The sequence below is a fragment of the Halorussus halophilus genome, from assembly GCF_008831545.1.
Lineage (GTDB): Archaea > Halobacteriota > Halobacteria > Halobacteriales > Haladaptataceae > Halorussus > Halorussus halophilus.
Genome location: NZ_CP044523.1, coordinates 555,659 through 580,529, shown reverse-complemented (window position 1 = coordinate 580,529; position 24,871 = coordinate 555,659). Strand labels below are relative to the sequence as shown.

Annotated in this window: 29 protein-coding genes; 14 read left to right on the top strand and 15 right to left on the bottom strand. The window is 62.6% G+C overall.

Features of this window, described 5'->3' with window-relative positions; genetic code table 11:
• Window positions 1-18: 18 nt before the first annotated feature.
• The 7 genes from F7R90_RS02780 to F7R90_RS02750 all read left to right on the top strand — a co-directional run bounded on the left by F7R90_RS02780 (window position 19) and on the right by F7R90_RS02750 (window position 4,686).
• Window positions 19-1,260: an NAD(P)/FAD-dependent oxidoreductase gene (locus tag F7R90_RS02780; RefSeq protein WP_158055761.1), complete on the top strand. Its 1,242-nt coding sequence runs from the start codon at window positions 19-21 to the stop codon at window positions 1,258-1,260.
• Between the two features lie 108 nt (window positions 1,261-1,368).
• The gene (locus F7R90_RS02775) at window positions 1,369-1,605 is read left to right on the top strand and encodes a DUF7120 family protein (RefSeq protein WP_158055760.1); all 237 of its coding nucleotides are present in this window, start codon (window positions 1,369-1,371) and stop codon (window positions 1,603-1,605) included.
• Between the two features lie 103 nt (window positions 1,606-1,708).
• The gene (locus tag F7R90_RS02770; protein WP_158055759.1) at window positions 1,709-1,951 is read left to right on the top strand and encodes a hypothetical protein; all 243 of its coding nucleotides are present in this window, start codon (window positions 1,709-1,711) and stop codon (window positions 1,949-1,951) included.
• Between the two features lie 73 nt (window positions 1,952-2,024).
• Complete coding sequence (locus F7R90_RS02765) at window positions 2,025-2,438, top strand: DUF7124 domain-containing protein (protein ID WP_158055758.1); 414 nt, start codon at window positions 2,025-2,027, stop codon at window positions 2,436-2,438.
• 48 nt (window positions 2,439-2,486) lie between these two features.
• Window positions 2,487-3,782: a hypothetical protein gene (locus F7R90_RS02760; protein WP_158055757.1), complete on the top strand. Its 1,296-nt coding sequence runs from the start codon at window positions 2,487-2,489 to the stop codon at window positions 3,780-3,782.
• 71 nt (window positions 3,783-3,853) lie between these two features.
• A complete protein-coding gene (locus tag F7R90_RS02755) occupies window positions 3,854-4,387 on the top strand; it encodes a DUF5815 family protein (RefSeq protein WP_158055756.1) in 534 nt (177 codons plus the stop codon).
• Window positions 4,388-4,467: 80 nt separating this feature from the next.
• Window positions 4,468-4,686, top strand: a complete 219-nt coding sequence (locus tag F7R90_RS02750) for a hypothetical protein (protein ID WP_158055755.1) — start codon at window positions 4,468-4,470, stop codon at window positions 4,684-4,686.
• Window positions 4,687-4,693: 7 nt separating this feature from the next.
• On the opposite strand, the gene F7R90_RS02745 is transcribed toward F7R90_RS02750, so the two are convergent.
• On the bottom strand, window positions 4,694-5,677 hold the full coding sequence (locus F7R90_RS02745) for a diacylglycerol/lipid kinase family protein (RefSeq protein ID WP_158055754.1): 984 nt from the start codon (window positions 5,675-5,677) through the stop codon (window positions 4,694-4,696).
• 55 nt (window positions 5,678-5,732) lie between these two features.
• Between F7R90_RS02745 and F7R90_RS02740 the strand changes: the two genes are divergently transcribed.
• Entirely contained in the window at window positions 5,733-6,455 is a 723-nt protein-coding gene (locus F7R90_RS02740; RefSeq protein ID WP_158055753.1) for a CehA/McbA family metallohydrolase, read from the top strand.
• A 75-nt stretch (window positions 6,456-6,530) separates the two neighbouring features.
• Here the strand turns inward: F7R90_RS02740 and F7R90_RS02735 are convergent, their stop codons facing one another.
• The gene (locus tag F7R90_RS02735; protein WP_158055752.1) at window positions 6,531-7,322 is read right to left on the bottom strand and encodes a 2-oxo acid dehydrogenase subunit E2; all 792 of its coding nucleotides are present in this window, start codon (window positions 7,320-7,322) and stop codon (window positions 6,531-6,533) included.
• A 101-nt stretch (window positions 7,323-7,423) separates the two neighbouring features.
• Window positions 7,424-7,837, bottom strand: a complete 414-nt coding sequence (locus F7R90_RS02730) for an Lrp/AsnC family transcriptional regulator (protein WP_158055751.1) — start codon at window positions 7,835-7,837, stop codon at window positions 7,424-7,426.
• A 102-nt stretch (window positions 7,838-7,939) separates the two neighbouring features.
• Here F7R90_RS02730 and carA point away from each other — a divergent pair, with 102 nt between their 5' ends.
• Window positions 7,940-9,001 carry a glutamine-hydrolyzing carbamoyl-phosphate synthase small subunit gene (gene carA, locus F7R90_RS02725; RefSeq protein ID WP_158055750.1) on the top strand — a complete coding sequence of 354 codons (1,062 nt, stop codon included), beginning with the start codon at window positions 7,940-7,942 and terminating at the stop codon, window positions 8,999-9,001.
• A gap of 60 nt (window positions 9,002-9,061) precedes the next feature.
• On the opposite strand, the gene F7R90_RS02720 is transcribed toward carA, so the two are convergent.
• On the bottom strand, window positions 9,062-9,814 hold the full coding sequence (locus tag F7R90_RS02720) for an SDR family oxidoreductase (RefSeq protein WP_158055749.1): 753 nt from the start codon (window positions 9,812-9,814) through the stop codon (window positions 9,062-9,064).
• A gap of 91 nt (window positions 9,815-9,905) precedes the next feature.
• A complete protein-coding gene (locus F7R90_RS02715) occupies window positions 9,906-10,976 on the bottom strand; it encodes a metallophosphoesterase family protein (RefSeq protein ID WP_225741238.1) in 1,071 nt (356 codons plus the stop codon).
• 157 nt (window positions 10,977-11,133) lie between these two features.
• On the opposite strand from F7R90_RS02715, the gene F7R90_RS02710 reads away from it, so the two are divergent.
• Window positions 11,134-12,033, top strand: a complete 900-nt coding sequence (locus F7R90_RS02710; RefSeq protein WP_158055748.1) for a Vms1/Ankzf1 family peptidyl-tRNA hydrolase — start codon at window positions 11,134-11,136, stop codon at window positions 12,031-12,033.
• A 2-nt stretch (window positions 12,034-12,035) separates the two neighbouring features.
• On the opposite strand, the gene F7R90_RS02705 is transcribed toward F7R90_RS02710, so the two are convergent.
• Entirely contained in the window at window positions 12,036-12,353 is a 318-nt protein-coding gene (locus F7R90_RS02705; RefSeq protein WP_158055747.1) for a cupin domain-containing protein, read from the bottom strand.
• Between the two features lie 399 nt (window positions 12,354-12,752).
• Window positions 12,753-12,965, bottom strand: a complete 213-nt coding sequence (locus F7R90_RS02700) for a hypothetical protein (RefSeq protein WP_158055746.1) — start codon at window positions 12,963-12,965, stop codon at window positions 12,753-12,755.
• A gap of 129 nt (window positions 12,966-13,094) precedes the next feature.
• On the opposite strand from F7R90_RS02700, the gene F7R90_RS02695 reads away from it, so the two are divergent.
• A complete protein-coding gene (locus F7R90_RS02695) occupies window positions 13,095-13,844 on the top strand; it encodes an MBL fold metallo-hydrolase (RefSeq protein ID WP_158055745.1) in 750 nt (249 codons plus the stop codon).
• On the opposite strand, the gene F7R90_RS02690 is transcribed toward F7R90_RS02695, so the two are convergent.
• The 5 genes from F7R90_RS02690 to F7R90_RS02670 all read right to left on the bottom strand — a co-directional run bounded on the left by F7R90_RS02690 (window position 13,789) and on the right by F7R90_RS02670 (window position 18,697).
• Window positions 13,789-14,109 (bottom strand): DUF7126 family protein, encoded by a 321-nt coding sequence (locus F7R90_RS02690; RefSeq protein ID WP_158055744.1) that lies wholly within the window; start codon window positions 14,107-14,109, stop codon window positions 13,789-13,791. The two genes, F7R90_RS02695 and F7R90_RS02690, sit on opposite strands and share 56 nt — an antisense overlap.
• A 21-nt stretch (window positions 14,110-14,130) precedes the next feature.
• A complete protein-coding gene (guaA, locus tag F7R90_RS02685; RefSeq protein ID WP_158055743.1) occupies window positions 14,131-15,048 on the bottom strand; it encodes a glutamine-hydrolyzing GMP synthase in 918 nt (305 codons plus the stop codon).
• Window positions 15,048-16,697 carry a glutamine hydrolyzing CTP synthase gene (pyrG, locus tag F7R90_RS02680; protein ID WP_158055742.1) on the bottom strand — a complete coding sequence of 550 codons (1,650 nt, stop codon included), beginning with the start codon at window positions 16,695-16,697 and terminating at the stop codon, window positions 15,048-15,050. The genes guaA and pyrG overlap by 1 nt, the downstream gene beginning before the upstream one ends.
• A 113-nt stretch (window positions 16,698-16,810) precedes the next feature.
• Window positions 16,811-17,653, bottom strand: a complete 843-nt coding sequence (locus F7R90_RS02675) for a hypothetical protein (protein WP_158055741.1) — start codon at window positions 17,651-17,653, stop codon at window positions 16,811-16,813.
• Window positions 17,654-18,082: 429 nt separating this feature from the next.
• Window positions 18,083-18,697 carry an alpha/beta hydrolase gene (locus F7R90_RS02670; protein WP_158055740.1) on the bottom strand — a complete coding sequence of 205 codons (615 nt, stop codon included), beginning with the start codon at window positions 18,695-18,697 and terminating at the stop codon, window positions 18,083-18,085.
• 136 nt (window positions 18,698-18,833) lie between these two features.
• Between F7R90_RS02670 and F7R90_RS02665 the strand changes: the two genes are divergently transcribed.
• Window positions 18,834-19,700, top strand: a complete 867-nt coding sequence (locus F7R90_RS02665) for a PspA/IM30 family protein (RefSeq protein ID WP_158055739.1) — start codon at window positions 18,834-18,836, stop codon at window positions 19,698-19,700.
• Between the two features lie 81 nt (window positions 19,701-19,781).
• Here F7R90_RS02665 and F7R90_RS02660 read toward each other — a convergent pair whose 3' ends face one another.
• A complete protein-coding gene (locus tag F7R90_RS02660) occupies window positions 19,782-21,164 on the bottom strand; it encodes a hypothetical protein (RefSeq protein ID WP_158055738.1) in 1,383 nt (460 codons plus the stop codon).
• Between the two features lie 114 nt (window positions 21,165-21,278).
• Here F7R90_RS02660 and F7R90_RS02655 point away from each other — a divergent pair, with 114 nt between their 5' ends.
• Window positions 21,279-22,346, top strand: coding sequence for a hypothetical protein (locus tag F7R90_RS02655; protein WP_158055737.1), 1,068 nt, complete (start codon window positions 21,279-21,281; stop codon window positions 22,344-22,346).
• 33 nt (window positions 22,347-22,379) lie between these two features.
• Window positions 22,380-22,823, top strand: a complete 444-nt coding sequence (locus F7R90_RS02650; RefSeq protein ID WP_158055736.1) for a desampylase — start codon at window positions 22,380-22,382, stop codon at window positions 22,821-22,823.
• A 372-nt stretch (window positions 22,824-23,195) separates the two neighbouring features.
• On the opposite strand, the gene F7R90_RS02645 is transcribed toward F7R90_RS02650, so the two are convergent.
• The gene (locus tag F7R90_RS02645) at window positions 23,196-23,471 is read right to left on the bottom strand and encodes a hypothetical protein (protein ID WP_158055735.1); all 276 of its coding nucleotides are present in this window, start codon (window positions 23,469-23,471) and stop codon (window positions 23,196-23,198) included.
• Between the two features lie 2 nt (window positions 23,472-23,473).
• On the bottom strand, window positions 23,474-24,520 hold the full coding sequence (locus F7R90_RS02640; protein WP_158055734.1) for a zinc-binding dehydrogenase: 1,047 nt from the start codon (window positions 24,518-24,520) through the stop codon (window positions 23,474-23,476).
• Window positions 24,521-24,871 lie beyond the last annotated feature (351 nt).

Sequence of the window (24,871 nt, the reverse complement as noted above, 5' to 3'; positions counted from 1 at the left end):
GAAGCTGAACGTTCGGCTATGAGCGAGTCGTACGTAATCATCGGTGACGGTATCGCGGGTAGTTCCGCGGCCGAAACGATTCGGGAGGAGGCTCCCGAAGCCGACGTCACGGTCATCACCGACGAAGGTGAGGCCCTGTACAACCGTATTCTCATCAAAGAGTTCGCCAAAGGGAAACTCCCCGAAGCGCCGATTTCCATCCACGACGAGGACTGGTACGGGGAGCGCGACATCGACCTCGCGCTGAACACGTTCGTCACTGGCGTGGACCCCGACGCCCACGTTGTCCACACCCACGACAGCGGTGCCTACGAGTACGACAAACTGCTGGTCGCCACGGGCGGCACGCCGACTCAGCTCCCCGTCGATAACAGCGACGCCGAGGGCGTCCACCACTTCTGGACGTTCCAGGACGCACGCAAGATTCAGGAGAACGCAGAGACGGCCGACAAAGGCGTCGTCGTCGGTGCAGGCCTGCTCGGCATCGACCTCGCGGCCGTCTGTGCCGCACAGGACGTCGAAGCCAAGTACATCATGCGTGGCAACCGCTGGTGGCGCTACGGCCTGAGCCTCGACGGTGCGGAGATTATCCACGACGCCCTCGAAGAGAAGGGCGTCGAGTGCGTCTTCGAGAGCGGCGTCGAGAAGTTCGAGACCGACGACGGCGGCACGGTGGTCTCGACCGTGGACGCCAACGGCGAGGAGTACGACAGCGAGTTCGTCGGTGTCGCCATCGGCCTGAACTTCAACACGGAGTTCCTCCAAGGCGCAGACCTAGAAGAGGACAGCGGCATCGTCGTGGACCAGCACATGCAGACCAGCACGGAAGACATCTACGCGGCTGGTGACATCACGCGCTACTACGACACGATTCTGGACGAATACGCCCAGAACGGCTCGTGGGGCAGTGCAAAGGAGCAGGGCGTCATCGCGGGCCAGAACATGGTCGCCGACGCCGAAGAGGAAGAGTTCCGCTGGGTCTCCTCCTACTCGATTACGCACTTCGACTTCCCGTTCCTCAGCTTCGGGTTCCCGACGCTGGGCGACGACGAGTGCGAGCGCAAGTACAGCGACACCGAGTGGCGGCGTCTCTCGTTCAAGGACGGCAAGCTAGTCGGCGGCGTCCTCATCGGCGACATCGCCCCGCAGGGCAACTACAAGGACCTCATCCGGCGCGAAGTCGAAGTCGCCGACCAGAAAGAGACCCTGTTGGAGAAGGAGTTCGACCCCGAAGAACTCGCGATTCCCCAAGAGCAGTAGACCCGTCGGCGTTCGCGGTGACTGATTTTTTGCTCGTTCCCGAGTGCGCTTATAGCGGCCTTCCTTGTAAAGCCAAGACTGTTGTACGTGGAACCGTTAGGGGTCGCTATGCCTCAGGTGGAAATTTCGCTGTCGGACGACGTGGACATGCAAATCGACCAGCTCGTCACGCAGGACGAGTTCGTCGATAGGCAAGAAGCAGTCGAGGAGATGCTGGCACTCGGCATCAAGGAACATCAGGTGACGATGGAGAGTAGCGAACCCGACGAGATGGAGTTCGCAGACGAGATGATGGAGACGGGCGACCGCTCGCTCGGCGGCGACGACGAAGGCTACCGCTTCTAACTGGTTTTCCTTCCCGAGTGGAAGGTTCAACTCGGTTTGGTTTTTGGTTACGCGCCGCCAGAACGTTTAAGATACTTCGAGCTATTTGTTACCGTGTATCACGATGTCATCGAACACGACCTCACGGGCCGATGGGAAGAGCGGAACCCTACAGGTCCGGCCAACGAACACCGTCCCGGCAGGCGTCCCTGTGATTCACTACGACGAGTTACCGGAACCTGCCCAGCAACTACTGGCCGAACGCGAACACGGTACGAGCATCACCGTCACGCCAGAACTCCAGTCGCTGTTCCCAGACGATTCAGTCGTCGTGTTCTCCGAGTACCTGCGGGTCGAAGCTGTTTGAGACCCGCCCTGTTCCGCACCGATTCCCGACCCGAAGCGAAGACATTTTGCACGTCACAGTCCGAGAAGGAGGTATGAACGGAGCCGGCGAGATGACCCTCGCCTTCGAACTCTCGGCGTTACAGGAGTTGGCCGACCCGGAAGCGGTGTTCACCGACGCTCGTCGGTGGACCGAGTACGTCGGCGTCGTCTCCGACGAACCGACCTACGTCGTGACGAACTTCACCCGCAAGAACCGCATCCGGCAGGACTTCTTCTCGGGACCGAAGGGCAAGGGCGAGAGCTTAGACAGCGTCCGCGAACAGTTCGACACCGACCGCCACGTCTTCGTCGGCATTAGCGACGAGGACCGCGAGTTGGCCGAGGACCACGAGTGGGAGTACCTCTCGGTCGAGGAAGCGGCCGAAGCGGCCGAGTGGACGATGGCCGACGACGCAGCAGACGACGCGGTCGAACAGGAAGAAGACCAGCGCGACGACTGGCCCTAAGTAGACGACCAGCAGACATTTTTCCTTTCGGTGGTAGATAGTCGAGTAATGGTCCCCTCCATCTCTCGGCGTGCGCTCCTTCGAGGTGTCGCTGCCGGTGTCGCATCGACGGCAGGCGTCGGCGCTGCTCGCGCCGCCGACAGCGAACCGCCGGAACGGGCGTGGAGCCACCAGTACGGACCCGACGGCGAGAGCCTCTTCCACGACGCGGTTGCGACCCGCGACGGCGGCTATCTGTTCGTCGGCAACGTCGGATACGACGCGAGTCAGGCGCTGGCCGTCAAGACCGACCCCTGGGGCGTCACCGATTGGACGCGGACGTACGACGCCGACAACGCGTACTTCGAGACGGCGCTCGAAATCGAAGACGGCTACCTACTCGCCGGAGCCACGAACCTCTCGACCGACACGCTCGAACCGGACGAGAGCGACGGGTGGGTCGTCCGAATCGGCGAACACGGAGCGGTACGCTGGAAGGAACGATACAGCCCGAAGCCGAACACGAATTTCGCGGCGGTGACGCGAACGCCCTCCGGTTTCTTGTTCGCGGGCACGACTGGACCGAGCGACCCCGACAGCGACCGCAACGCGGGGTGGCTCTTCGCGACCAGCGAGAACGGCAGTCGTCGCTGGAGCCAGACGTACAGTCCCTCGACGTGGCACAACGTGACGTGTCTGGCTGGCCACGACGACCGGTACGTCTTCGGCGGGAGTACCGGACTCGACCACGGATCCACCGAAGACGGCTGGACGGTCGCGGTCGATTCGGAGGGCAACGAACTGTGGAACCGAACCTACGGTCGAAGTCACGGTGGCGACCGAATCGAGGACCTGCTTGCAACACCAGACGGCGGCTACCTCTTCGCTGGTGTCACTGACTTCAGCCGTGACGACCACGGCATCGCGTGGTTGGGGAGACTCCGAGCAGACGGAACCGTCGCTTGGAAACGAACCTACGACGACCACGGCGAGTGGGCGTGGATAGACGGTCTCGCTCGATTGGGCGACGGCTACGTCTTAGCTGGAGAGCGTGAGCCAAAGCAGACGGACAAACGCGGCACGTGGCTCCTCGGCCTCGATTCGAACGGGAGCGTGAACTGGCGCGAGACGTACATCGTGACGTACGAGAGCGTGGGAGCAGTAACGACGTCCGACGACGGCGGCATCGTCGTCGCCGGTTCGTCTGGCGGCGTCGGCGGGTCGGCGTGGGCGACGAAAGTCGGTGGGGAACGCGTTTCGCTCGACTGGAACGCGGCGTCTCCCAGTTCGCTGTCCGCCTCGGTCGGACTCGCCGCGCTCGGTGCTGGCGCGTTCGTTGGACTCTCTGAGCGGTTTCGACAGTAGGCTCCGTTACTGGCGTATACAACTGACCTGTAGTCGCGGCCTTTAAACGCCAGAAAACCCAACCCTCGTCTATGGCAGAACCGCGCGTTCCGGGCGGCCGCGGGGCCGAACTCGACCTCCCCTGCGGCGAGTCGGTCTACGTCCACGAACTCGACATGGGGATGCGGGAGTACGACTGTTCGTGTGGCGAGAGCCACGCCGTCGTCATGGACATCCACCCGCCGTCTCGTTTCGTTCCCGAATTTCTGGTCGCTATCTTGCAGGAGACCATCGATACCGACGACGACATGGGCGAGTTCGGCACGACCCACATCATGGGCGTCGTCTTGGAGGAGTTTCCTCAAGAAGTCGTCAGCGAGAACGTCGAAGAAGACCAAGACGTGGGCTACTCGCTGGTCTGGGTGACGGACTTCGACTCGCGCCGCCTCCACGAAATCGTCGTGGAGTTGTTGGTCGAACTGATGGAACACGCCGTCTCCCACGCCGACGACGATTCGGCGATGTCGCAGTTCGAAGACGACATGCTAGACTTCGACGTGAGCGAGTTCGTCGAGGAGTATCGGCGCGAGCGGGACTTCTCGGGACCGCACGACACGGCCGCTTGAAATCATCTTCCATCCCCCGAAACTATCGTCTGACGTTCGTCTGACTGAAGTCTAAATACTTGTATTTACGAAGTAAGGATATGATTCGCGCGAGGGAGTACGACTGCATTCGCACGGTCCTCGCCGAGGCAGACGAAGACGAACCGTTGACGGCGCGCGAAATCCTCCAGTTGCTCGAAGCCTCCGGCGAACAGTTCGAGAGTGCCCACCACGTCGCTACCATCTTAGGGCGGCGCGCTGAACGCGGCGACGTAACCGTCATCCAGTCGTCGCCGTACCGGTACCGACTCGAAACCTAATTTTCCCTTACAGAGGGTCTGACTCGTACGTTTCACCGACGCAGAGGTTCAGCGTCTTCGGCCGCGTTCCGAGCGACAGCGAACTGTAGTTCCCGATTTCGCCGTCGAAACTGAATCCGATGGGGTCTTCTTGTCGAACGTCGAGTTGTAACTTCGCGGCTTCGAGATGCGTGACGTGTTCGGTCTCGTCGCCGAACAACCGCTGGACCGCGGCCTCTTCGAGCAGATTTCTCGGCGGCATCTGCTCGACGATGGTCACGTCCAGCAAGCCGTCCTCGCAGTTGGCCTGCGAGCGACCTTCCGCCGGAAATCGACGGGCGTTGCCGACCAGTACCGTGACCGCGTCGCCCGTCCACGTATCTCCTCCCTCCGGCCCGAGTGCTTCGACCGACAGTGGCAGTCCGTCGAACTCCGTGACGGTTCGCAGGCCCGTGATGACGTACGCTAGCACGCCGAGGCGGTCTTTCATCTCCGGCGTGGTCGAAGCGCTCGCTTCGGCAGTGACGCCTGCGACGCAGGAGTTCAGGAAGAGCCAGTCGTCACCGGTCCCGAGGTCGATTCGATGGCGGTCGCCGCGTTCGAGGACTTCGAACGCGTGTTCGACGCTCTCGACGCCGACGTTCTGTGCGAAGTTGTTGCCGGTGCCGGTCGGGACGACGCCGAACGTCGTCCCCTCCAGTGCGTTTGCGGCGTCCAACCCGCGAGCGACTTCGTTGAGTGTGCCGTCGCCGCCCGCCGCCGCGACGAGGTCGGTACCAGCCTCGCCGAGTAATCGGCCGAACTCGATGGCTTCGCCCTCGCGTTGCGTTTCGAGAATCGTAAATCCGTACTCGTCTGCGAGGCCCCGGACCTGCTCTTGGTGCTTTCCGTCACCGCTGACTGGGTTGAGAACGAGTGCGCGGTCGCGCTCGCTGTCGCGAGTCGAACGCGAATCGACGCTTTCGTCGGACGCGCTCAGGTCGCCCACCGTTCCGACCCCGTCAGTAGTCATATTACGAATAATTTGGGGCAGAAAGCCAAAGGTGTACTGGCCCTTCTCTTCGCGTGTGTACGCCGTCGATCTTCACGCCCACACTAGGTTCTTCCACGGACACGACCGGGCCGCCCAGTACTTCGACCCAGTGGGCGTACGCCTGCTCGCGGGAACGGCACGCCTCCGGAACTTAGACGCAGTGGCGACGACGAACCACGACTACTATCGCGCGTTCGACGTAGAAAGTTCGCTCGCGCAGACGATTCCCGGCATCGAGGTGACGACCACGCGCGGGCACGTCCTCGTCGTCGGGCCGGACCCACCGGAACAGACCGAACCGGACGAACTCACTCCCGAGGAGACCGTCGAGATGGCTCACGACAGAGGCTGTGCGGCCATCATCGCCCATCCATACAGAAATAGCACCGTCAAGGACGTAGAAGTGGACTTCGACGCCATCGAAATCAACGGCAAGCACCCCCGGACCGAAGAGTGGGTTCGCAAGTTGGCGGAACGGCACGAACTTCCCCTCACTGGTGGGAGCGACGCCCACTACCCCGTCGAAGTCGGGCGCGCCTACACCCTGGTAGACGCCGAGGAGCTGACTCCCGAGAGCGTCGTCAGCGCGATTCGAGACGGCCGCATCGAGCCGCGGGTCCACTACGGCCCGTTCAATCGACTCCTTCGGACGTTCTACCGTCGGATTCACGAGGGGAAAGGCTACTTGCAGACGCCAGATTGGCTCGACTCGCCTGGCGTGGGTGAACCGCCGACCCAAGAGTCGAACGACGACTGACTGTATCGGCGCTGTCGAAATTCTCGATCAGTATTGATCTGACGAAGGGGTGTGTTGGCTGCGGTCGAGAGTCGTTCACTCCGTAGATGGGGCGTCGAGACCGGTACCCGCTTCCAAGTGTGCGCCGAGGCGCTGGACGAACCGCGTGGCAGGGGCGCCGTCCACGACGTCGTGGTCGAAGGTGACGGTGAGGCTCAGGTACTCCCGGGACTGGAGTTCACCGTCGATCAGGCGTGGTTTGGTTCCGATGCCGCCGACAGTGAGTTGGAGGGTGTAGTTCGTGGGACTGATGGCCCACCCGTTTCCGGTGCCGAACATACCGACGGAGGTGACTGCGACGGTGCCAGCGAGGTCCTTCCACCGTGACGGAAACCACTGTGGGAGCCGCCAGATTTGTCTGCGGATGAGTCCGGGGAGGCGGCGGGCGAGACCGGCGATTCCGGCCTCGGGACGGTTCGAAGTGTCTGCTTGGACACGTCGAATCTCGTCGTGAATGGACCGGACCCTCCGCCGATTCGCCGCCCGGACGACGTGGGGAACACCGATTCGGTCGCCGTCAACCTCCCGTTCGACGAGGACGTTTACATCCACGTCCTCGAACTCGTAGATTCTCCCTCGCCAATCGCGGTATCGATGGACGTGTGGCTGTTCCTTCACGGTGGCTGCCAAGCAGTAGACGATGAAAGCTGTAAACGAAAGGTCCGTACCGGTCGCTTCTTCGATAGCTCGGATCTGCTCCCGTGTATCGGTGACGTCTATTTCGACGAGTCCGTGGACGTTACTCCGGTGTCCCGCCATCTGCATGTAATCTACTGTCAACTGCTGTTGCGGAGACACGCGCTCGTGTTCGGGGCCCCCATTGCTCATAGACTCAAATGAACAGCGTGAACTAAAACCGTACGCACCGACCGAGGTAGTTCTGCACGCCCCGAAGCGGTCGTCCACAGCGTTATTCTAACAGAGTCAGCTCACCCCAACTTCTCGTCCAGAATCAGTCGCGTCTTCGTGTTGACGACCTCTTCGAGTTCGCGCGCACGCGTGATGAGTTGATTGACGCTCTGGGTGTCGGCGGCGTCCACCACCAGTACGATGTCTTCCTCGCCGCTGACTTGCCAGACGAAGTCTACTTCGTCCCACTCGGCGACTGTCCCGCCGAGGTTGGAAGTGTTCACGTCCACGGCCACGTCCAATTCTATCATAGCTTTGACGTTCCCGGTCTGGGTGGCGACGGTGAATCGTTCGATGATGTCGTCCTCGGTCATCCGCTCGACGCGATTGCGGACGGTGCCTTCCGAAGTTCCGACGGATTCGGCTATCTCTGTGTAGGGTTTTCGGGCGTCTCGCCGCAGGATGGAGAGGATTTGACGGTCGAGTTCGTCCATGGAGATGCGATAGTAATCGTGGGACCTACTTGATGATTACGAAATTCGTAATCTCGCTACGAAAGCAAGGTTTATGGGGCCGTGTTTCGTATGAATCTCGTAATGTCGGACGCGTACGTAGCACTGGAGGGTGGCAGCGTCGTGGAGGCACGCTGTCGCTCGCCGGGTACGGCCCGCGGAGAACTCGTATTTACAACCGCCTATACAGGGTACGAAGAGAGTCTCACCGACCCTTCCTACGAGGAGCAGATCCTCACCTTCTCGTACCCCCTCATCGGAAACTACGGCGTGCGAGAGGAACGATTCGAGAGTAGTCGCGTCCACCCCCGCGCGGTCGTCGCGCGCGAACTGACCGAGGACGTGGCCGACTGGATGACCGAGGAAGACGTGCCCGCCATCGACCACCTCGACACGCGCGACCTCGTCGGCGAGATTCGAGAGGGCGGTGCGATGAAGTGTGGCATCGCCGCCGGTCCCGACGCCACTCCAGCGGACGCGAAAGCCGAACTCGCCGACTGCAAGGGCATGAGCGAACACACCGAAATCGGTGAGCAGGTCAGCGTCACCCGCCGCAAGACGTACAACCCCGAGGGCGACACCGACGTGGCGCTCGTGGACTGCGGTGCCAAAGACAGTATCATCGAGTCGCTGGTCGAGCGCGACGCGACCGTCCACGTCCTTCCCCACGACACGTCCACCGCCGCCGTGTCGAACCTCGAACCGGACGTGCTGTTCGTCTCGAACGGCCCCGGCGACCCTGTGAACTTCGAAGCGGCCCAGCACCTCGTCTCGGAGTTCGCTGGCGAAGTCCCGCTCGCGGGCATCTGTCTCGGCCAGCAGATCATCGCCGCCGCGCTCGGCGGCACCACCGAGAAGATGGACTTCGGCCATCGCGGTGTCAACCAACCGGTGCGCGACCTCCGCACGGACAAGGTCGTCATGACGACCCAGAACCATGGCTACACGGTCGCCGACCCCGGCCGACTCGACGTGACGCAGGTCAACGTCAACGACGATACGCCGGAAGGCCTGGAGAGCGAGGAACTGGACATCATCACGCGCCAGTACCACCCCGAAGCCAACCCCGGCCCGCACGACACGCTCGACTTCTTCGACGACGTGCTCGACATGACCGGGCGTCGAACGCCAGTGGCCGCGGACTAAGTCACCGCATCTGTCCGACACTTCTCCGATTTCTCGAACCTGTACCAGCGATAGCTCGTTTCAGTTCGCTTCGTCCGCGTCTTCGACCGGTACCTCCGTCACGTCGTCTGGTCGCTCGGGATACTGCCAGTCCAACTCGACCAGTCCACGTGGCGTCCCGCGCGACCCCGACCGCGAGACAACTTCGAACGTCCGATTCGCGGTCTCGGGCGTGAACAGCGCGGCGATCATCAATCGAGCGACGTCCGCCCACGGAACCGACCCCGTAACTGTCGCGCCGCCTTCGCCGACCAGCACGTCCTCGGTCGCGGCGTCGTTCGTCAGACCACCCGGTCGAACGATGGTGTATCTGAGCCCCGAGGTTCGGAGCGTCGCTTCGGCCTCGTTCTTGGCGTTCAGGAACGGACGGAGTAGCAGACGAAAGCTGGTCGGGAGCATCCCTGCCGAGTCGCCCACGCCGATGGAACTCTCGAAGACGAACGCCTCGACTTCCGCGGCGACGGCGGCGTTGACCAGATTCTCGACTCCCTGCCCGTCTACGAGTTCTCGGCCGAGAATCGGGTCGATGGCCGCCCCGCTCCCGACCGCACAGAGAACGGCGTCACAGCCACGCACTGCGCGGGCGGCGTCTCTCGGTTCGAGCAGGTCGCCCAGAACGACTTCGTCGGCACCGTGCGCGAGCAGTTCCCCGCGTGCGTCGTCGTCGCGCGTGAGCGCGACGACTTCGAGGTCTGTGCCGCCGAGGTAGCGCAGAATTTCCCTGCCGGTGCGCCCCGTCGCCCCCGCGACGAGAACGCGTTCGATGTCCCCCATGCTAGGACCCACGCGACGAGCGTACAAAATCTTGCTCGCAGGAGAGTCGTGTCGTGCGGCTCGCACGACGCGACCGGAGAGCAACGAGGAGTCAGTCCAGTCGCGCGAGCGGCGTCTTCGCCTTTCCGAAGTCACCGGTGTGCGCCTCTCGGGGCGCGCGTTCGTCAACGAGCGGCAGGTCGGCTAACTGCTCGGCGACCACGTTCGAGACGCCCCGACTACGCGCGGAGTGACTTTGGGCGAGTCGATACGACTCCGCGACGCCCTCGCGGTCGGCGACCGGCACGATTCGAAGCGTCGTTCCGTCCGGACCGACTTCCAGCAAGGTGTACGCCTGCGGGAACGAACAGAGCGCCGGAACGACGGCCCCGCGGACGCCTCGGTTCTCGGTGACTGCTGGCAGGTGGACGTGCCCCGAGAGGTGGAGCGCGGCGTCGTGGCGCGCGAGTGTCTCGGTGAACTCCTCATCGTCACCGAGCGGCGAGTGCAGAATGGCCGGGTCAGCGTCGGTTCGGTCGGCGAGGCCCGCCATGTTGTGGTGGCTGACGACGATGGGCGTCTCGGTCTCGGGGAGCGTGTTGTCGAGCCAATCGAGTTGCGTGGGCGAAACCTCGCCGCCGTGGCAGTCGTCGAGCGACCCGTCGGGATTCGACGCGCTGTTCAGTCCGAGTACGTCCACGCCACCGATTCGCTCGTGGAAGGGGAGTTCGCCGGGCGTGAAGTCGGCTTGGAAATCCGAAATCGGAGGCGTCTCGTGGTCGTCGAAATCCTTGGGTACGTCGTGGTTGCCGGGGACGGCGACGAACGGCACGCGCAAATCCGACAGCACGTCGGCGACCAACTCGAAGTCCGCCGGTCGGCCGTCTTCGGTCAGGTCGCCAGCGAAGACGACGCCGTCCACGTCGCGTGCTTCGATGTCCGTAACGGCGGCGCGCAGTCGTCGCTCGGTCCGGTGGAACACTTTCCACGTCTCCTCCTTCGCCGTCGAAACGTGCGGGTCCGAGACGATTGCGAGCGTCGTCCTCGTCTCGGTTCGCGGGCGGGCGAAACGTGCGAGCATCGCCGGTTCGTCGGTGTGTGACGCGTCGTCCTGCGCTCGTAAGTCCCCAAATTCGGCAGGCAGTTCGTGTCTCGGTAGGTGGTCCCCACTACCCTCGTTCATTCTCGGTCGTGGCTACCTGCCTCGAAGACTTAACGCTGTCGCAAGACATATATATTTTGTACAGTGTGCTATATAGTCGCGGCAGAGTAGCGCACCGAGACTCGTCGGGCCACCGACAGGGGAAACTACAAGACGACGGCGCACACTCTTTCGCCGAATGCTGGACGCGTTGCTCGGGCGCGCAGAACTCAAAGAGCGCATCGAAGCCCTCCAAGAGGAGAAGCGACATCTCGAACGGCAACTCGACGCCGAACAGGAACGCCGGTCGGAGGCCGCGACCGCCAGACAGGAGGCCGAACAACGGGTCAATCGACTGGAAGACCGTATCGCCGAGTTGGAAGATAGGGTAGAACGCCACGAACGCGACGAGTCGGACCTTGACTTCCGTGGCGTCGAGACAGTGCGAGGCGACCGTCTCGCCGCCATTCTAAACCGCCTCGACTCCGTCGAGACCGGGCCCGAAGGTGCGCTGACGACCATGGTCGATGCCGAGGGCGGCGTTCCAGACGAAGTGACGAAAGCGTTCGGCGACCATTCGCCGCTGGTCGGCCGGGCCGCACCCTGCGTCGCTCTCGCGGACGACGCCGGACTGGTCAGTGCTGCGCTCGTTCCCCGCGTCGCACCCGACCCGTTCGTCTCGTGGAGCGACGGGTTCGAACTCGACCGCTCGTGGTTCCTTCCCACCGGAACGTCCGCGCTCGCACTCGTCCGTTCGGACCTGTTCGCGCTCGGCGTCTACGACGGTGCAGAGCGCGAGCAGTTCGAGGGCTTCGAGAGCGACGTGAAAGGCGACCACTCGAAGGGCGGGTTCTCGCAGGGCCGCTTCGAACGGCGGCGGGACGCTCAAATCGAGGAGCATCTGGAGAAGTGCGAAGACGCCATTGCAGAAGTGACGGACGAGGTCGAGCGCCTGTTCGTCGTCGGGGAGGGCACGCTACTCGGCGAGTTCGAGGACGACGCGCTCGTGACGAAATCAGTCGATGCGACAGGGAAGCCAAAAGATGCGTTGGAAGATGCGTTCCGCGAGTTCTGGACGACGCGACTCTATCGAATCTAACGCTACGACGGGAGTGGACAGAGACTCGCAGTCAGAATCGCCCGGTCGTCACTCTCGTTTCGGGCACCGTGTTCGACGCCGCGCTCGTGCAGGACGACGCCGGGCGCAGCAATCTCCTCTTCCTCGCCGTCCTGAATCACGACCACCCGTCCCTCCAAGACGTGAAACACGTTCGTCTCGTCGGCGTGTTCGTGCGCAGAGAGCTCTGCTCCGGGACCGAGCGCGAACGCTTTCACGAGTACGTCGTCGGTGACGGCCAGTTCGGCGTCTAAAATCTCTCCGTCGGCAGGGTCGAGGTCGGGATAGCGGTCGAAGCCCATGCCATCTGGGACGTGCGGCCCGGTGATAAAAACCGGCCCTGAAGGTGGCGAGCGGGGACGGGCGGCGTGTGGGTGCTGGGTGCGAACGGCGTCAGCCGTCGGATGATGCGAACAGCGTGTCCGCGAAGCGACGAGCGGCAGTCGGCGGTTGGCTGTCGCGCTGGTGAGTTCGGGTCGGCTGGGCGGGAGCCGAACCGGGGTGTGTCCGTGGCCGCTCGTCGTCGCGCCGGGATGTGTGGTGCGTGCGGTCTCTCTCGCACTACCGGGAGCGGTACGGTAGTGCGTCGGTCGGGCGACCGCATTAGATGCTTGTGGGGGAGACCACAAAAACCGACGCGACCGTACAGAACGATTCAGGCAGTTCACGGCCGAGTGAACGGTTTTGAACGGTGCAAACGGCTACCGGTCGTCGAGAAATCCGGTCGAGAAACTAATCCACGCCAGTACGCTCACGAAGAGGATGGGCGGGAGGATGGCGAACCCCCACAGCGGGTCCACGCCCCACTTCAGGAGCAATACTATGTCTGCGAGACCGAGCGCGAGGAACGGCAGGACTGCCAGCGCCGCCCGCTTCCTGTTGCGCGAGGACCCGTCCGGAAATCGAGTCTCCATACTACACCTCGCGGGCCGCGCAGACAAAAATCGTCCGTTCGAACGGGGCCAACCATCCGCTCGAACAGCACCAATCGTCCGCTCGAAGCGGCGGCTAGTTCTTTGTGCAAGACGGTCGTACCTCCCGATATGCGGGGGACCGAAACACAGACTGCGACCGAACTGAGCGAGGGGGTCTGGTGGCTCGACCTCGGGAGCGTCAACTGCTACGTGGTCGAAGACGGCGACGAACTGGTACTGGTAGACGCCGGGATGCCGTGGAATGCGACCGACATCCGCGACGGCATTCGGGACACCGGACACACCGTGCGGGACGTGTCTCGGGTCCTCGTCACCCACTTCGACCTCGACCACGTGGGCGCACTGTCGAAACTCGGACTCGACGCGCCGGTCTACGTCGGCCGGGAAGACGCCTACGTCCTCGCCGGCGAGCGAAGACCGACGTGGCAGAACCACAAAGGACTGCTCCAGCGGGTAGCCACCACCTTCGTCGCGACGCCCGATCTGCCGATTCGACTGGTAGACGACGGCGACGAAATCGGTTCGTTCACCGCCTACCACACGCCCGGCCACTCGCCGGGACACGTCGTCTACGTCGCCCAGAATCCGAGTGTCGCGCTGTTAGGCGACTTGGTCGCCGAGAGCGACGGGGCACTCGAACCGACTGCGAAGATTATCGACTACGACTACAGAGAACTGAAAGCGAGCATCCTCGACCTCGCCGACCGAGCGCCCGATTTCGCCGTGGCCGCGATGGGCCACGGGACGCCGTTCGTCCGACGAGGTGGCGAGCGACTGCAAGAAGTAGCCGCGCGAATCGACGTTAGCTCGAAAGCTCCTCGGCCACCGCGTCGGCCGACAGCAGCGACGGATCGATGATGAGGTCGGCCTGTCCGCGCGCGAAGTCCGGCACGCTGTCGTCTGCGTAGACGACGACCTGCACGTCCTCGTTCAGGTCCTTCGCAATCGAGATGGCCGTCGCACCAGCGGCGTCCGTGAGGACGAACACGTCGGCGTCGGTGATGCCAGCCTCTTCGAGCTGCGGCCGAGGAGGGATGCCCTCGACGCGCGTCACTTCGACGCCCTCGGTTTCGAGGGCCTCGCCCAGTTCGTGGTCGTCCGTACCTGCGACGATTGCCTTCATCGTTCTGTCTCGCTCGAAATCTTACTCGTACTCGATGGTCGCCGGGGGCTTGTGCGTCACGTCGTAGACGACGCGGGCGACGTTCTCGTTCTCGCCGGTGATTCGGCTCTGGATACGCTGAAGCGTCTCCCAGTCGATCTCCTGTGCGCGGGCGGTCATGCCGTCCCGGGACTCGACCGACCGAACCGAGACGACCCACCCGTGAACGCGGTTGTCACCCTTGACGCCGGTCGCCTTACCGATGACGGCCGCGAAGGCTTGCCACGGTTCGTACTCTTCGAGTTCTTCTTCCACGACGTGGCACGCTTCGCGGGCCACTTTCACCTTTTCACGAGTGACCTCGCCGATGACCCGCACCGCGAGGCCGGGACCGGGGAACGGCATGCGCTCGGCCACGATTTCCTCCAAGTCGAGCGCGCGAGCGACTTCTCGAACCTCGTCCTTGTAGAGGTCTCGCACCGGTTCGACGATGCCGTCGAAGTCCACTACTTCTGGCAGGCCACCGACGTTGTGGTGCGATTTGATTTCACCGTCGCTCTCGATTCGGTCGGGGTAGATGGTCCCCTGCACGAGGTAGTCTGCGTCCGTCTCTTTGGCCACGGTCTCGAACTCCCGAATGAACTGCTCGCCGATGATGGCGCGCTTCTCCTCTGGGTCGATAGTGCCTTCCAACGCGTCGAGGAAGCGGTCTTGGGCCTCTACGACGCGCAGGCTCTCCATGTAGGAGAACGTCTCTCGAATCTGTTCGGTCTCGCCCTTGCGCATGAGACCGGTATCGACGTAGACCGGGGTGAGTTGGTCGCCGACCGCCTCGTAGGCGAGGGCGGCCGCGACCGACGAATCGACGCCACCCGAGAGCGCGATGATGGCGTGGGCGTCGCCGATTTGCTCGCTGATTTCGTCCTTCGCTTCCTCGATGAACTCCTCTGCGTTGACCATTATGCTTCGACCTCCTCGGGGGACTGCTCGGCTTCGTTCAGTACCGCGTCGAGCAAGCCGACGAACGGCGGACTCGCGCGGGTCGGCCGGGACCGGAACTCGGGGTGGAACTGCGTCCCGAAGAAGTAGGGGTGGTCGTTTAGTTCCAGAATCTCCATTCGATTACCGGACTCGCCGGAGAAGACCAGATTCTCACCTTCGAACGCTTCGAAGTACTCGGGGTTGACCTCGTAGCGGTGGCGGTGGCGTTCCGTACAAGAGGTGCCGCCGTACACCTTCTCCGCGAGTGTTCCGGGTTCGATTTGCGTCTCGTGGGCACCGAGTCGCATCGTCCCTCCCAAATCTTCGAGGTCGTACTGCTCGGGGAGCAGGTCGATGACCGGGTGTGGCGTGTCTTCGTCGATTTCCGCAGAGTGGGCACCCTCCAGTCCGAGGACGTTCCGGGCGTACTCGATGACCGCAATCTGGAAGCCGAGACAGAGACCGAGGAACGGCACGCCGTTCTCGCGAGCGTACTTCACGGCCTCCATTTTCCCCTCGGTACCGCGAGAACCGAAGCCGCCAGGGACGACGATGCCGTCGGCCTGCTTCAGCCGCTCTTCGTGGTCCGAATCCATCTTCTCGCTGTCCACCCAGAGGACGTTCACGTCCACGTTCTTCTCCAATCCGGCGTGCTTGAGCGCCTCGTTGACCGAGAGGTATGCGTCTTCGAGGTCGTACTTGCCGACGAGAGCGATGTCTACCTCGCCGGTCTTCTCCTGTGTGACCAGTTCGCGCCACTCGTTGTCGCGTTCGTTCGCGGGGAGCGCGTCCTCGGTGAGGTCGAATCGCTCCATCACGTACTCGTCGAGGCCTTCTTCCTCGACCATCAGCGGCACGTGGTAGATGTCCTTCACGTCGGCGTTCGAGAACACGGCGTCGGTCGGTACGTCGCAGAACAGCGCGATTTTCTCCTTGGTCGAGGGGTCGAGTTCGTCTTCACAGCGCCCGACGAGAATGTCTGGTTGGAGACCGATAGAGCGCAGTTCTTTCACGGAGTGCTGTGTCGGTTTGGTCTTCTGCTCGCCGTTCTTCGAGTAGGGGACGAGCGTGACGTGCGTGAGTAAGAAATCTTCGTCGTCCTCCTCGTGGGCGAACTGGCGCAGTGCTTCGAGGAAGGGCATCCCTTCGATGTCGCCCACCGTACCGCCGACTTCCACGATGCACACGTCGTGGCCTTCCGCCGCCTCGCGGATGCGGCGCTTGATGTCGTCGGTGATGTGGGGGATAATCTGGACGGTCTTCCCGAGGTAGTCGCCAGCGCGCTCCTTCTCGATGACGTGCTGGTAGGTCTTGCCCGTCGTGACGTTGTGGTCGAAGGTCATGTCGATGTCGAGGAACCGCTCGTAGTTCCCCAAGTCGAGGTCTACTTCGCCACCGTCTTTCAGGACGTACACCTCGCCGTGCTGGTAGGGGTTCATCGTGCCAGCATCGACGTTGAGGTACGGGTCGATTTTCACCGCTGTCACGTCGAAGCCAGCGTTGGCGAGCAGTCGCCCGGTACTCGCCGCCGTGATACCCTTGCCCAGTCCGGACATGACGCCCCCGGTCACGAAAATGAACTTGTTACCGAGAGTAGGGTCGTAATCAGTTTCCGGTTCGGTCGGCATACCGAGTGTCGGCGGGCGCGCTTCAAAACGATTTCGGACCCTGATTGGTCAGTCACGGCCTGACACAGTGTAGTAGGGTTTTCGAACAGTTCGGGAACTCGTGGCGGCCGACGCTACGACCGACTCTGCAAGCCGAGTCGCCGCCCAGCGATTCGAACGGCGTACTCGCCGCCCCCAGCCAGCAGGGCGACACCTAAGAAGACGAACCAGAGGACGAAGTAGAAGATGAGCGAGTCGTCTGGCATCGGCCGAATCTGGGTCCGAACGGCGCGGTCCAGCAGCCACAGAAAGGCAAGAAACGGCGCGGCGAGACGCTTCTCGAACAACAGGAGCGTCGGCACGCCCGCGAGGACGACCAAACCCACGAACGTCCACGGCAACAGCGTGTACAAGTCGCCGGGGTCCGAAAAGTAGTGCCAGCGCGTGGAGAACCAGACGAGGACGATTGCGTGCGCGAGGCCGACGAGAAGTCCCAGAATCCTCGCCGTCCGGCGGTCAGTCGGCACCGAAATCGCGTCGAACTGCCGCGCTGGGGGAAGCCACCGAACCGCGTTCCGTATGCCGTACTCGCCGACGCCTGCGAGCAGATACACCAGCAACCACGCGTACCACGAGCGAACGTAGTGGTAGACGTGGACCTCACCGGCGACGGTGAGGAAACCGCCGAGATAGTCGAACTCCGGCTGCGCACCCGTGAGTTGTGCGTAGACTGGCGCGACTGCCCCGAGGACGAACAACAACGTCGGCGCGACCAGTCGGTGCCGAAGCGATACGAACACCGGGAGCGCGCCGAGCAAGACGAGTCCCGCGAGGAACGACCCGCTGGCGAGCGCGGTCGTGCCGAACGTCTCGACCGGATAGCCGAGGTGCGAATCGACGCTGAAGAGTGCCGCGGCGTGGAGGACGCCGACGAGAAGGGCGATTGTGATAGTGGAGAGGCGAGCGAGACGGCGCATGACTCGGAAATCGTGTCACTCTGTCATAGGTTTTGCGTGGAACTTACTCTTCGTCCCAAGGGTAAGTCTGACCGCCACCCTCGTAGGGTTCGTCTTTGGGGTGGGGCCGTCGTTGGAGTTGACAGCGCGAACGACCACACGACCGAAGATTGCGAGCGAAAGGAGCAAGCAGAGACCGATGACCGTAGAGAGCATCCGGCGATTCGCCGGGCTGATGTAAATCCCTGCACGTTCGTACAGCGTCACACCTGCACCCATCGCCACTGTCGTCAAGGCAATTGAGAATACGATTTCGTGTCTCCGTGCCGCTTGGATTCAGGACAGCTCTCCGGATAAGAGTATAAGTACTACTGGAGCCAGATCCACTCCAAGTCCCAAGAGTTGGCCAAGTTCTCCCACGGTCGTGACCCTCAACCAAACAAAATATTTCTATCGCTCGCCGAGTTCTCCGACCAGAAACCCACCCACCGCGTCAGCCACCTTTTCGTGCTGACCGATGAAGAAGTGGTCCGCGCTCATCTCCACAGTTTCGTGTCCCAACTCCTTCGCGCGCTCGACTAACGGCTCCCACTCCGCAGTCGTGTCCCGCGTTCCGTAGAGCACCTGCACTGGACTCTCGATGTCTTCCAAAACCGCCGCGGCGTCCAAATCGTCGGCCAACTTCGAGGCCGGAGCCAATAGCGACACCACCTCCGGCGGCGATTCGACGCTCGCGGCGGCGAGCGTCGCAATCGCGCCGCCGAAACTGAACCCGAAGATGCCGACACGGTCGTAGTGCTCGTGCGCCCAGCGCAGGGCATTGCGGGCGTCTTCGCGCTCGCCGTACCCCTCGTCCCAGTCACCGTAGTCGAAGCGCAGGCAGGCGATACCGTGGTCACACAGGTACTCGCTCACCGCTTTCAGGCGCGCGTCTCCGCGGTGGCCGCGGTGCTGTGGGTGCGGCGGGCAAGCCACTACAATCGTGTTCGCATCTTCGTTCTCAGGGGAATCGAGTGTCGCGCGCACGTCGCGCGCGCCGGGAATGGGAATGTCCTCAGAGTGCATACTGTCGTCTTGGAGCGTCTCGGTAAAGTGTGCTGGGCATTTCGGACGACGATACACCCCTGACACGTGTTGCCAAACTAGAGCATAGCTGTTGCAGAGGTGAGGATTTTAAGGTCCGCGGCCCGAAGGGCGGGGTATGGGAGTACTCTCACGCCTGTCGTACGTCGTCCGGTCGAAGATAAACGCCGCCCTCAATCGAGCGGAAGACCCCGCAGAGACGCTCGATTACTCCTACGAGCAACTCCGCGACGAACTCCAAGAAGTGAAACAGGGCATCGCCGACCTCACCACCCAGAAGAAGCGCTTAGAGATGCAGAAGCGCAAACTCGAAGACAACGTCGAGAAGCACAACGAGCAGGCCCGCGAGGCTGTTCGTCAGGACCGCGAGGACTTGGCGCGCCAAGCCCTCGAAAAGAAGAAGACGAAGATGAACCAAATCGAGGACCTGGAAGGCCAAATCGCTAGCCTGCAGAACACCCAAGACAACCTCGTCGAGAAGAAGGACGAACTCCAGAACCGCATCGAGGAGTTCCGCACCAAGAAGGAGAGCATGAAGGCTCGGTACGAGGCTGCCGAAGCCCAGAGTCGCGTCTCCGAGGCGATGACCGGCGCTGGCGACGAGATGGAGGACGTCGGCCGCGCCATCGAGCGCGCCGAAGAGCGCACCGAGGACATGGAAGCGCGCGCAGAAGCGATGGACGAGTTGCAGGAGAGCGGCGCGTTCGAAGACGCCATCTCGGACCAAGACAGCCTCGACCGCGAACTCGAAGAGGTCCGAACCAGCGGCGAAGTCGATGCCGAACTCGACACGCTGAAAGCCGAGATGGGCAAGGGAACCGTCGAGGAACCCGAGGAAGAGGACTCGGAGACCGAACTCGAAGCAGAGCTCGAAACCGAAGTCGAAGCGGAGTCGGGCGGCGACGCCGAGGCCGAACCGGAGAACGTCAGTAGCGAGGAAATCGACCAAGAACTCGAAGAGCTTCGCGACGAAGAAGAAGCCTGAGCGAACCGACTGCGGAAAACTTGAACGAACCGATTACGGAAGACGACAGGCGCGCTCGCGTCTGTCGTCGCTGACTTCTCACTACCACCAGCGTTCGCTAACTGCGTTTTTCGCCGATATTCGAGTGCGCTCTTCGCTCGCGTTGCTCGCGGCAGAGCGACTCGATTCGGTCGCCGACTCGGCTAGCTCTCGGGCCAACTCGGCGTTCGACGCGGCCGTCACCCGAACTGTCGAACCGTCGCGTTCGATGACGTACGCTACCGACGACGCCTCTTCGCTCGCGGGAACGACGAGCGTGTCGTCGTCCAACGTGGTGGCTTCCGTCGCCCTCGCACTGAGACCCGACAGCATCTCACGCCACGAGTCTGCGAACTCGCGCGCTTCGCTCGCGTTCTCCCACGCCGTCACCCAGTGAGTCGCCGTGGCGGCCGGTGCCGAGTAGTAGTACATCTGGTCGCCCGCCCACCCATCGGCGGCGTCAGCGGCCTCCGGGAACGACAGGCCGTTGATGCGGAGCGAGTGTCGGACGACTAACTCGCCGACTGTGTCGGTGTGGTACCCTGTCAGGTTGCTATCGAGGTCCGGGTCAGGTGCTGGCGGGAGTTCTTTTCGCGGCACGTGTTCGGCGGGGTGCAACAACGGTGCCGTCGCGTTCGGCGGGTTCCGAATCACCGCCGACCGGACGTCCGGGTCGGCGTCGATTGCCGCGTAGAACTCGTAGCCGTAGTAGTACGGCGTACCGGCGACGCTGTGTGTCCACGCCGCGCGCGGAAGTGTGCGGTTGTACGCCGTCACCGAGTAGTTCTCCCCGCCGCCGTATCGAGCGCGGTACTGCTCGGTGACCGTCATCGCGTCGCCCTCTATCAGTGACGTGACGACGAGTATCGCGTCGGTGGTCCACATCTCGAAGTCGTCGCGGAACTCGGTCCGAGAGGGAGAGATGAGGTCGTGCTGGAACTGCAAGGCGTGGACAAACTCGTGGGCGACGACGAGTTCCTGCGAGAGGTTGTACGCCTGTACGTCGGTTTCGTTCATCAGATAGATGTGGACGCCGTCGTCGCGTTCGATGGTGTACCCGAGCGGCAGTCGCTGTTCGGTCGAACCGTTCGAGTACAACTGTAACGCGCGGGCACCCGCGGGCCGAATCGCGCCGAACTGGTCGCGAACGTCGGCGACGCTCTCGTTTTCGTCGGCGTACTCGTGGAGCGTCACGTCCTCGATGGCGTTCAAGTCCCTGAGTTCCTCGACGCGAGCGAGAACTGTTTCAGGGTCGTAATCGGGGTCGAACCCTTCCGTGACGACGGTGACGTTGGTCTCGCTCTCGGCCTGCTCGGACGTTGCCTGCCCAATCGAGAGCGACTGCTGTTCCCCACCCATCTGCGACGGGTGGCCCGCGACGGTGGCCGTGCCTCCGAAGACGAGGAGGACGACCACCACGAGGATGGACCTGGTGTGTCGTCGCATACCACGACCACGGGCCGAGCGACCAAAAAGGTCCACCGACTGGCGACGATATCGCACACTCGACGACCGTCGGGGCCCACGGGTATTTCTGGCCTGCCGACGTAGTGACAGGACATGTCGAACGACGGGTCGGGGTCGGCGGGCGAAGAGTCACAACCGGGCGACACGATGCGCGAACGAGCAGACGATAGCAGTGCGAAGCTCTGGGTACTCATGGAGGCCAATCGGTGGCACGTCGCGGGCGCACTCCTGCTGGGGGTCTTCCTCTCTATGGTCATCCTCGGCGTCTTGGACCCCCGCGGCGTCCAGCAATCCGTCGCTGCATCTGACCCAGCAGAGACGCTGTTTCAGGCGTTCGTCACCGCCATCATCACCGGCGTGACGCTGGTCGTGACGCTCAACCAACTCGTCCTCTCGCAGGAATTGGGTCCGGTCGGCGACCAGCGCAGTCGCATGGAGGGTGCGATGGAGTTCCGGGAGGACGTAGAGGACGTGCTGGAGACGAAGACGAGTCCACCGGAACCCGCCTCTTTCTTGCAAGCACTCATCGACGTGACGCGCTCGCGGGCCAACGACCTCGCCGACGCAGTGGAGGAGAGTCGCGACGAAGAACTGAAAGAGCAGATCCACAGCTACGTCGATGGGTTAGAGACCAACGCCGACGAGGTGAGCGACCAACTGGACGACGCGCAGTTCGGCACCTTCCAGTTGCTCTCGGCGGTGCTGAACTTCAACTACTCGTGGAAGATATTCCTCGCGCGGCGCATCCGCAACGACCACCGCGACGCGCTGACCGACGAAGTGCGCGAGGCCTTCGACGACCTCGTCGAGGTGCTGAAGTTCTTCGGTCCCGCGCGCGAACACTTCAAGACGCTGTACTTCCAGTGGGAACTGGTCAACCTCTCGCGGGCGATGCTCTACTCGGCGGTTCCGGCGCTCATCGTCACCGCGTCGATGATTACCTACTACGACGCCCAGTCGGTTCCGGGCGCGACGCTCGGCATCAGCAACGACGTGCTGGCGATCAGCTTCGGGATGACGGTCGCCGTCGCACCGTTCATGATTCTGCTCGCGTACATCCTCCGGATTTCGACGGTCGCGAAGCGAACCCTCTCCATCGGGTCGTTCGTCCTCCGGAGAGTCGATCGGAGCGACGAGATAAACTGGGAGGAGAACGGGTGAGATGAGAGTCGCGAGTGACGCAGGTGAGACGTGATGGGACAACTCGTGATTTCCGCGGCGGTTCGGGACGAACTGGTCGCGCACGCTCGTTCGGGCGCGCCTGCGGAGGTCTGTGGAATTTTGGCTGGGAAAAGCAACGAGCAGGGTAGCGAGGACGCCGTTGGCGAGCGTTTCGTCGAGCGCCAGCATTCCGTCGAAAACACCGCTATAAACCAACAATCACGATACGAAATTGACCCACGCGAGCAATTGGCGGTCATGGAGGAAATCGAGGCGAACGGCCGCGAGGTCGTCGGATTCTACCACTCGCATCCCGCTGGCCCGCCGGAACCGAGCGCGACTGACGTTGCGGAGGCGACGTGGCCGGACAAGTCGTACGTGATTCTGTTTTGCGACGATGGAGAGTGGTCACTGGGTTCGTGGAACTGGACCGGCGATGAGTTCGTCCGGGAACAAGTCCGTGTGGTTGAGGAGTAGGGGTGAGTTGGCGTCGGTGCGAACAGGAGAAAGGTAGAACGAGAATACGACTTCTAGTGAACATCACGACGAAGTTAGCTACTCCCGATACAAAGCCGTGCAAAGACCGCACCGCTCCGCACCGCACTGCGAGAGCCACGTCCTCCCCAACCGACTCGCTTCTCATTTTAGGAGGCCGCGCATCGGCGCGTCCTCCAAGTTGCGTTGTCTGCGGAGTACATCCGCAGATCAGCGAGACGCGAAGCGTCTCGCAAGTCTCGTCCCTCGCGCGAACAGGTCGCGACCACGAGGGTCGCGCCGCGCGCGCCAGTTCGTCAGTCAAAATCCACGAAAACCAGAACGCCAAATCCACCTCCGAAAACAGTCCCGAGTTCACTCACCGCGCTGCGCCGACCAGACCGCGACTAGACCGAGCAGGACCGCCGGAATCAGCGGCAACACGAGGTAGGCAAATTTGAACGGTCGCACTGGCGGGAGTACCAGAATCGTCGCGGGGATGACGAGGAAACAGACTGCGATGAGACCGACCAGTAGCCAGTCGCGCCAGACGAACGACTCCTTGCCGCGCTCGATGGGAGCGTTCTCGGCCACGTCTTCGCGGTCGTTGTCTACCTTGCCCGGGCGATGAGTGTAGGTGTCCTCGCCCATGCTTAGCGGTCGTACTCGCTGTCAGGGACGACGACGACCTTGCCGAAGCCTTCGCGTTCTTCGAGCATCTCGTGTGCCCGGTCGGCCTCGCTCATCGGCAGGACCTCCCGGATGGCTGGTTCGAACTCGCCCTTCCAGACGAGTTCGAGTACGTCGTCGGCCTCGCCGTGGCTCGCCATCGTCGAACCGAGAATCGAGAGTTGGTTCCAGAAGATGCGGTTGAGTCCCGCGCCGGGGTTCGGGCCGGTGGTCGCGCCGCAGGTGACGAGTCGGCCGCCCTTCGCCAGACTCTTCAGCGAATCGGGGTACGTCTCCTTGCCGATGTGGTCCACCACTACGTCCACACCGCGCTTGCCGGTGAGTTCGCTAATTTTGTCGGCGAAGTCCTCCTCGGCGTAGTTGATGGCGTACTCCGCGCCCATCTCTTTCGCGTGGTCGAGCTTTTCCTGACTGCTCCCGGTGGCGTACACTTCCGCGCCGATGTAGTCCGCGATTTGTACTGCGGCGTGGCCGACGCCACCCGAGGCTCCCAACACGAGGACTTTCTCGCCGGGTTGTACGTCTGCGCGCACGACCAGCATCCGCCACGCGGTCTGGAACACGAGCGGTGCTGCGGCGGCAGTCTCCCACGAGACGCCTTCCGGTACGGGGACGAGATTAGCTTCCGGAACCGCAGCCATCTCGCTGTGGACGCCCCGGACGTGTTCGCCGATGATGTGGTAGCCCTTACAGAGGGAATGTTCGCCGTGGCGGCAGAACTCGCACTTCCCACAGGAGACGCCCGCCGAAACCGCGACGCGGTCGCCCGCTTCGAACCGAGTCACGTCTTCGCCGACTTCGAGAACGACGCCCGCGCCGTCGCTCCCCGGAACGTGTGGCATGTCGAGGTCGAGACCCGGCAGACCCTTTCGAGTCCACACGTCGAGGTGGTTGAGCGCGCCTGCCTTGATGTCCACGAGGACTTCGTCGCGGTCCGGCGTTGGGTCCGGGAACTCGCCGTACTCGATTACGTCCCGGTCGCCGTGTTCGCTGAACTGGACTGCTTTCATGGTCTGGTGGTGGGTTCGAGAGGATAAAGTAGTATTCCAAACGGCGATGTGTGCGAAAAAGTGGCATGGTTCTGTGAAGTAGTTGTGTAATCGGCTTTTATCACCAACACTACTCTGGGGATTGACAACCAAATCTGAGGACGCTATTCCGTAGCGTCGTCCATCGAGTCTGCGGACAGCACTGAAGCCGTCACAACACTGAGGAAGTAGTCAGTTCGTTCCCGTCGCACTGCTGTGCTGCTGTCCCGTCGCCTCTCGACAGTCACGTCCGAATGCCTCCCTTCCAACCAACAAGCAGTAGCTAATCCAACACAATAGAAATATAACGGCGTTGATTTTACGTGATGGCGG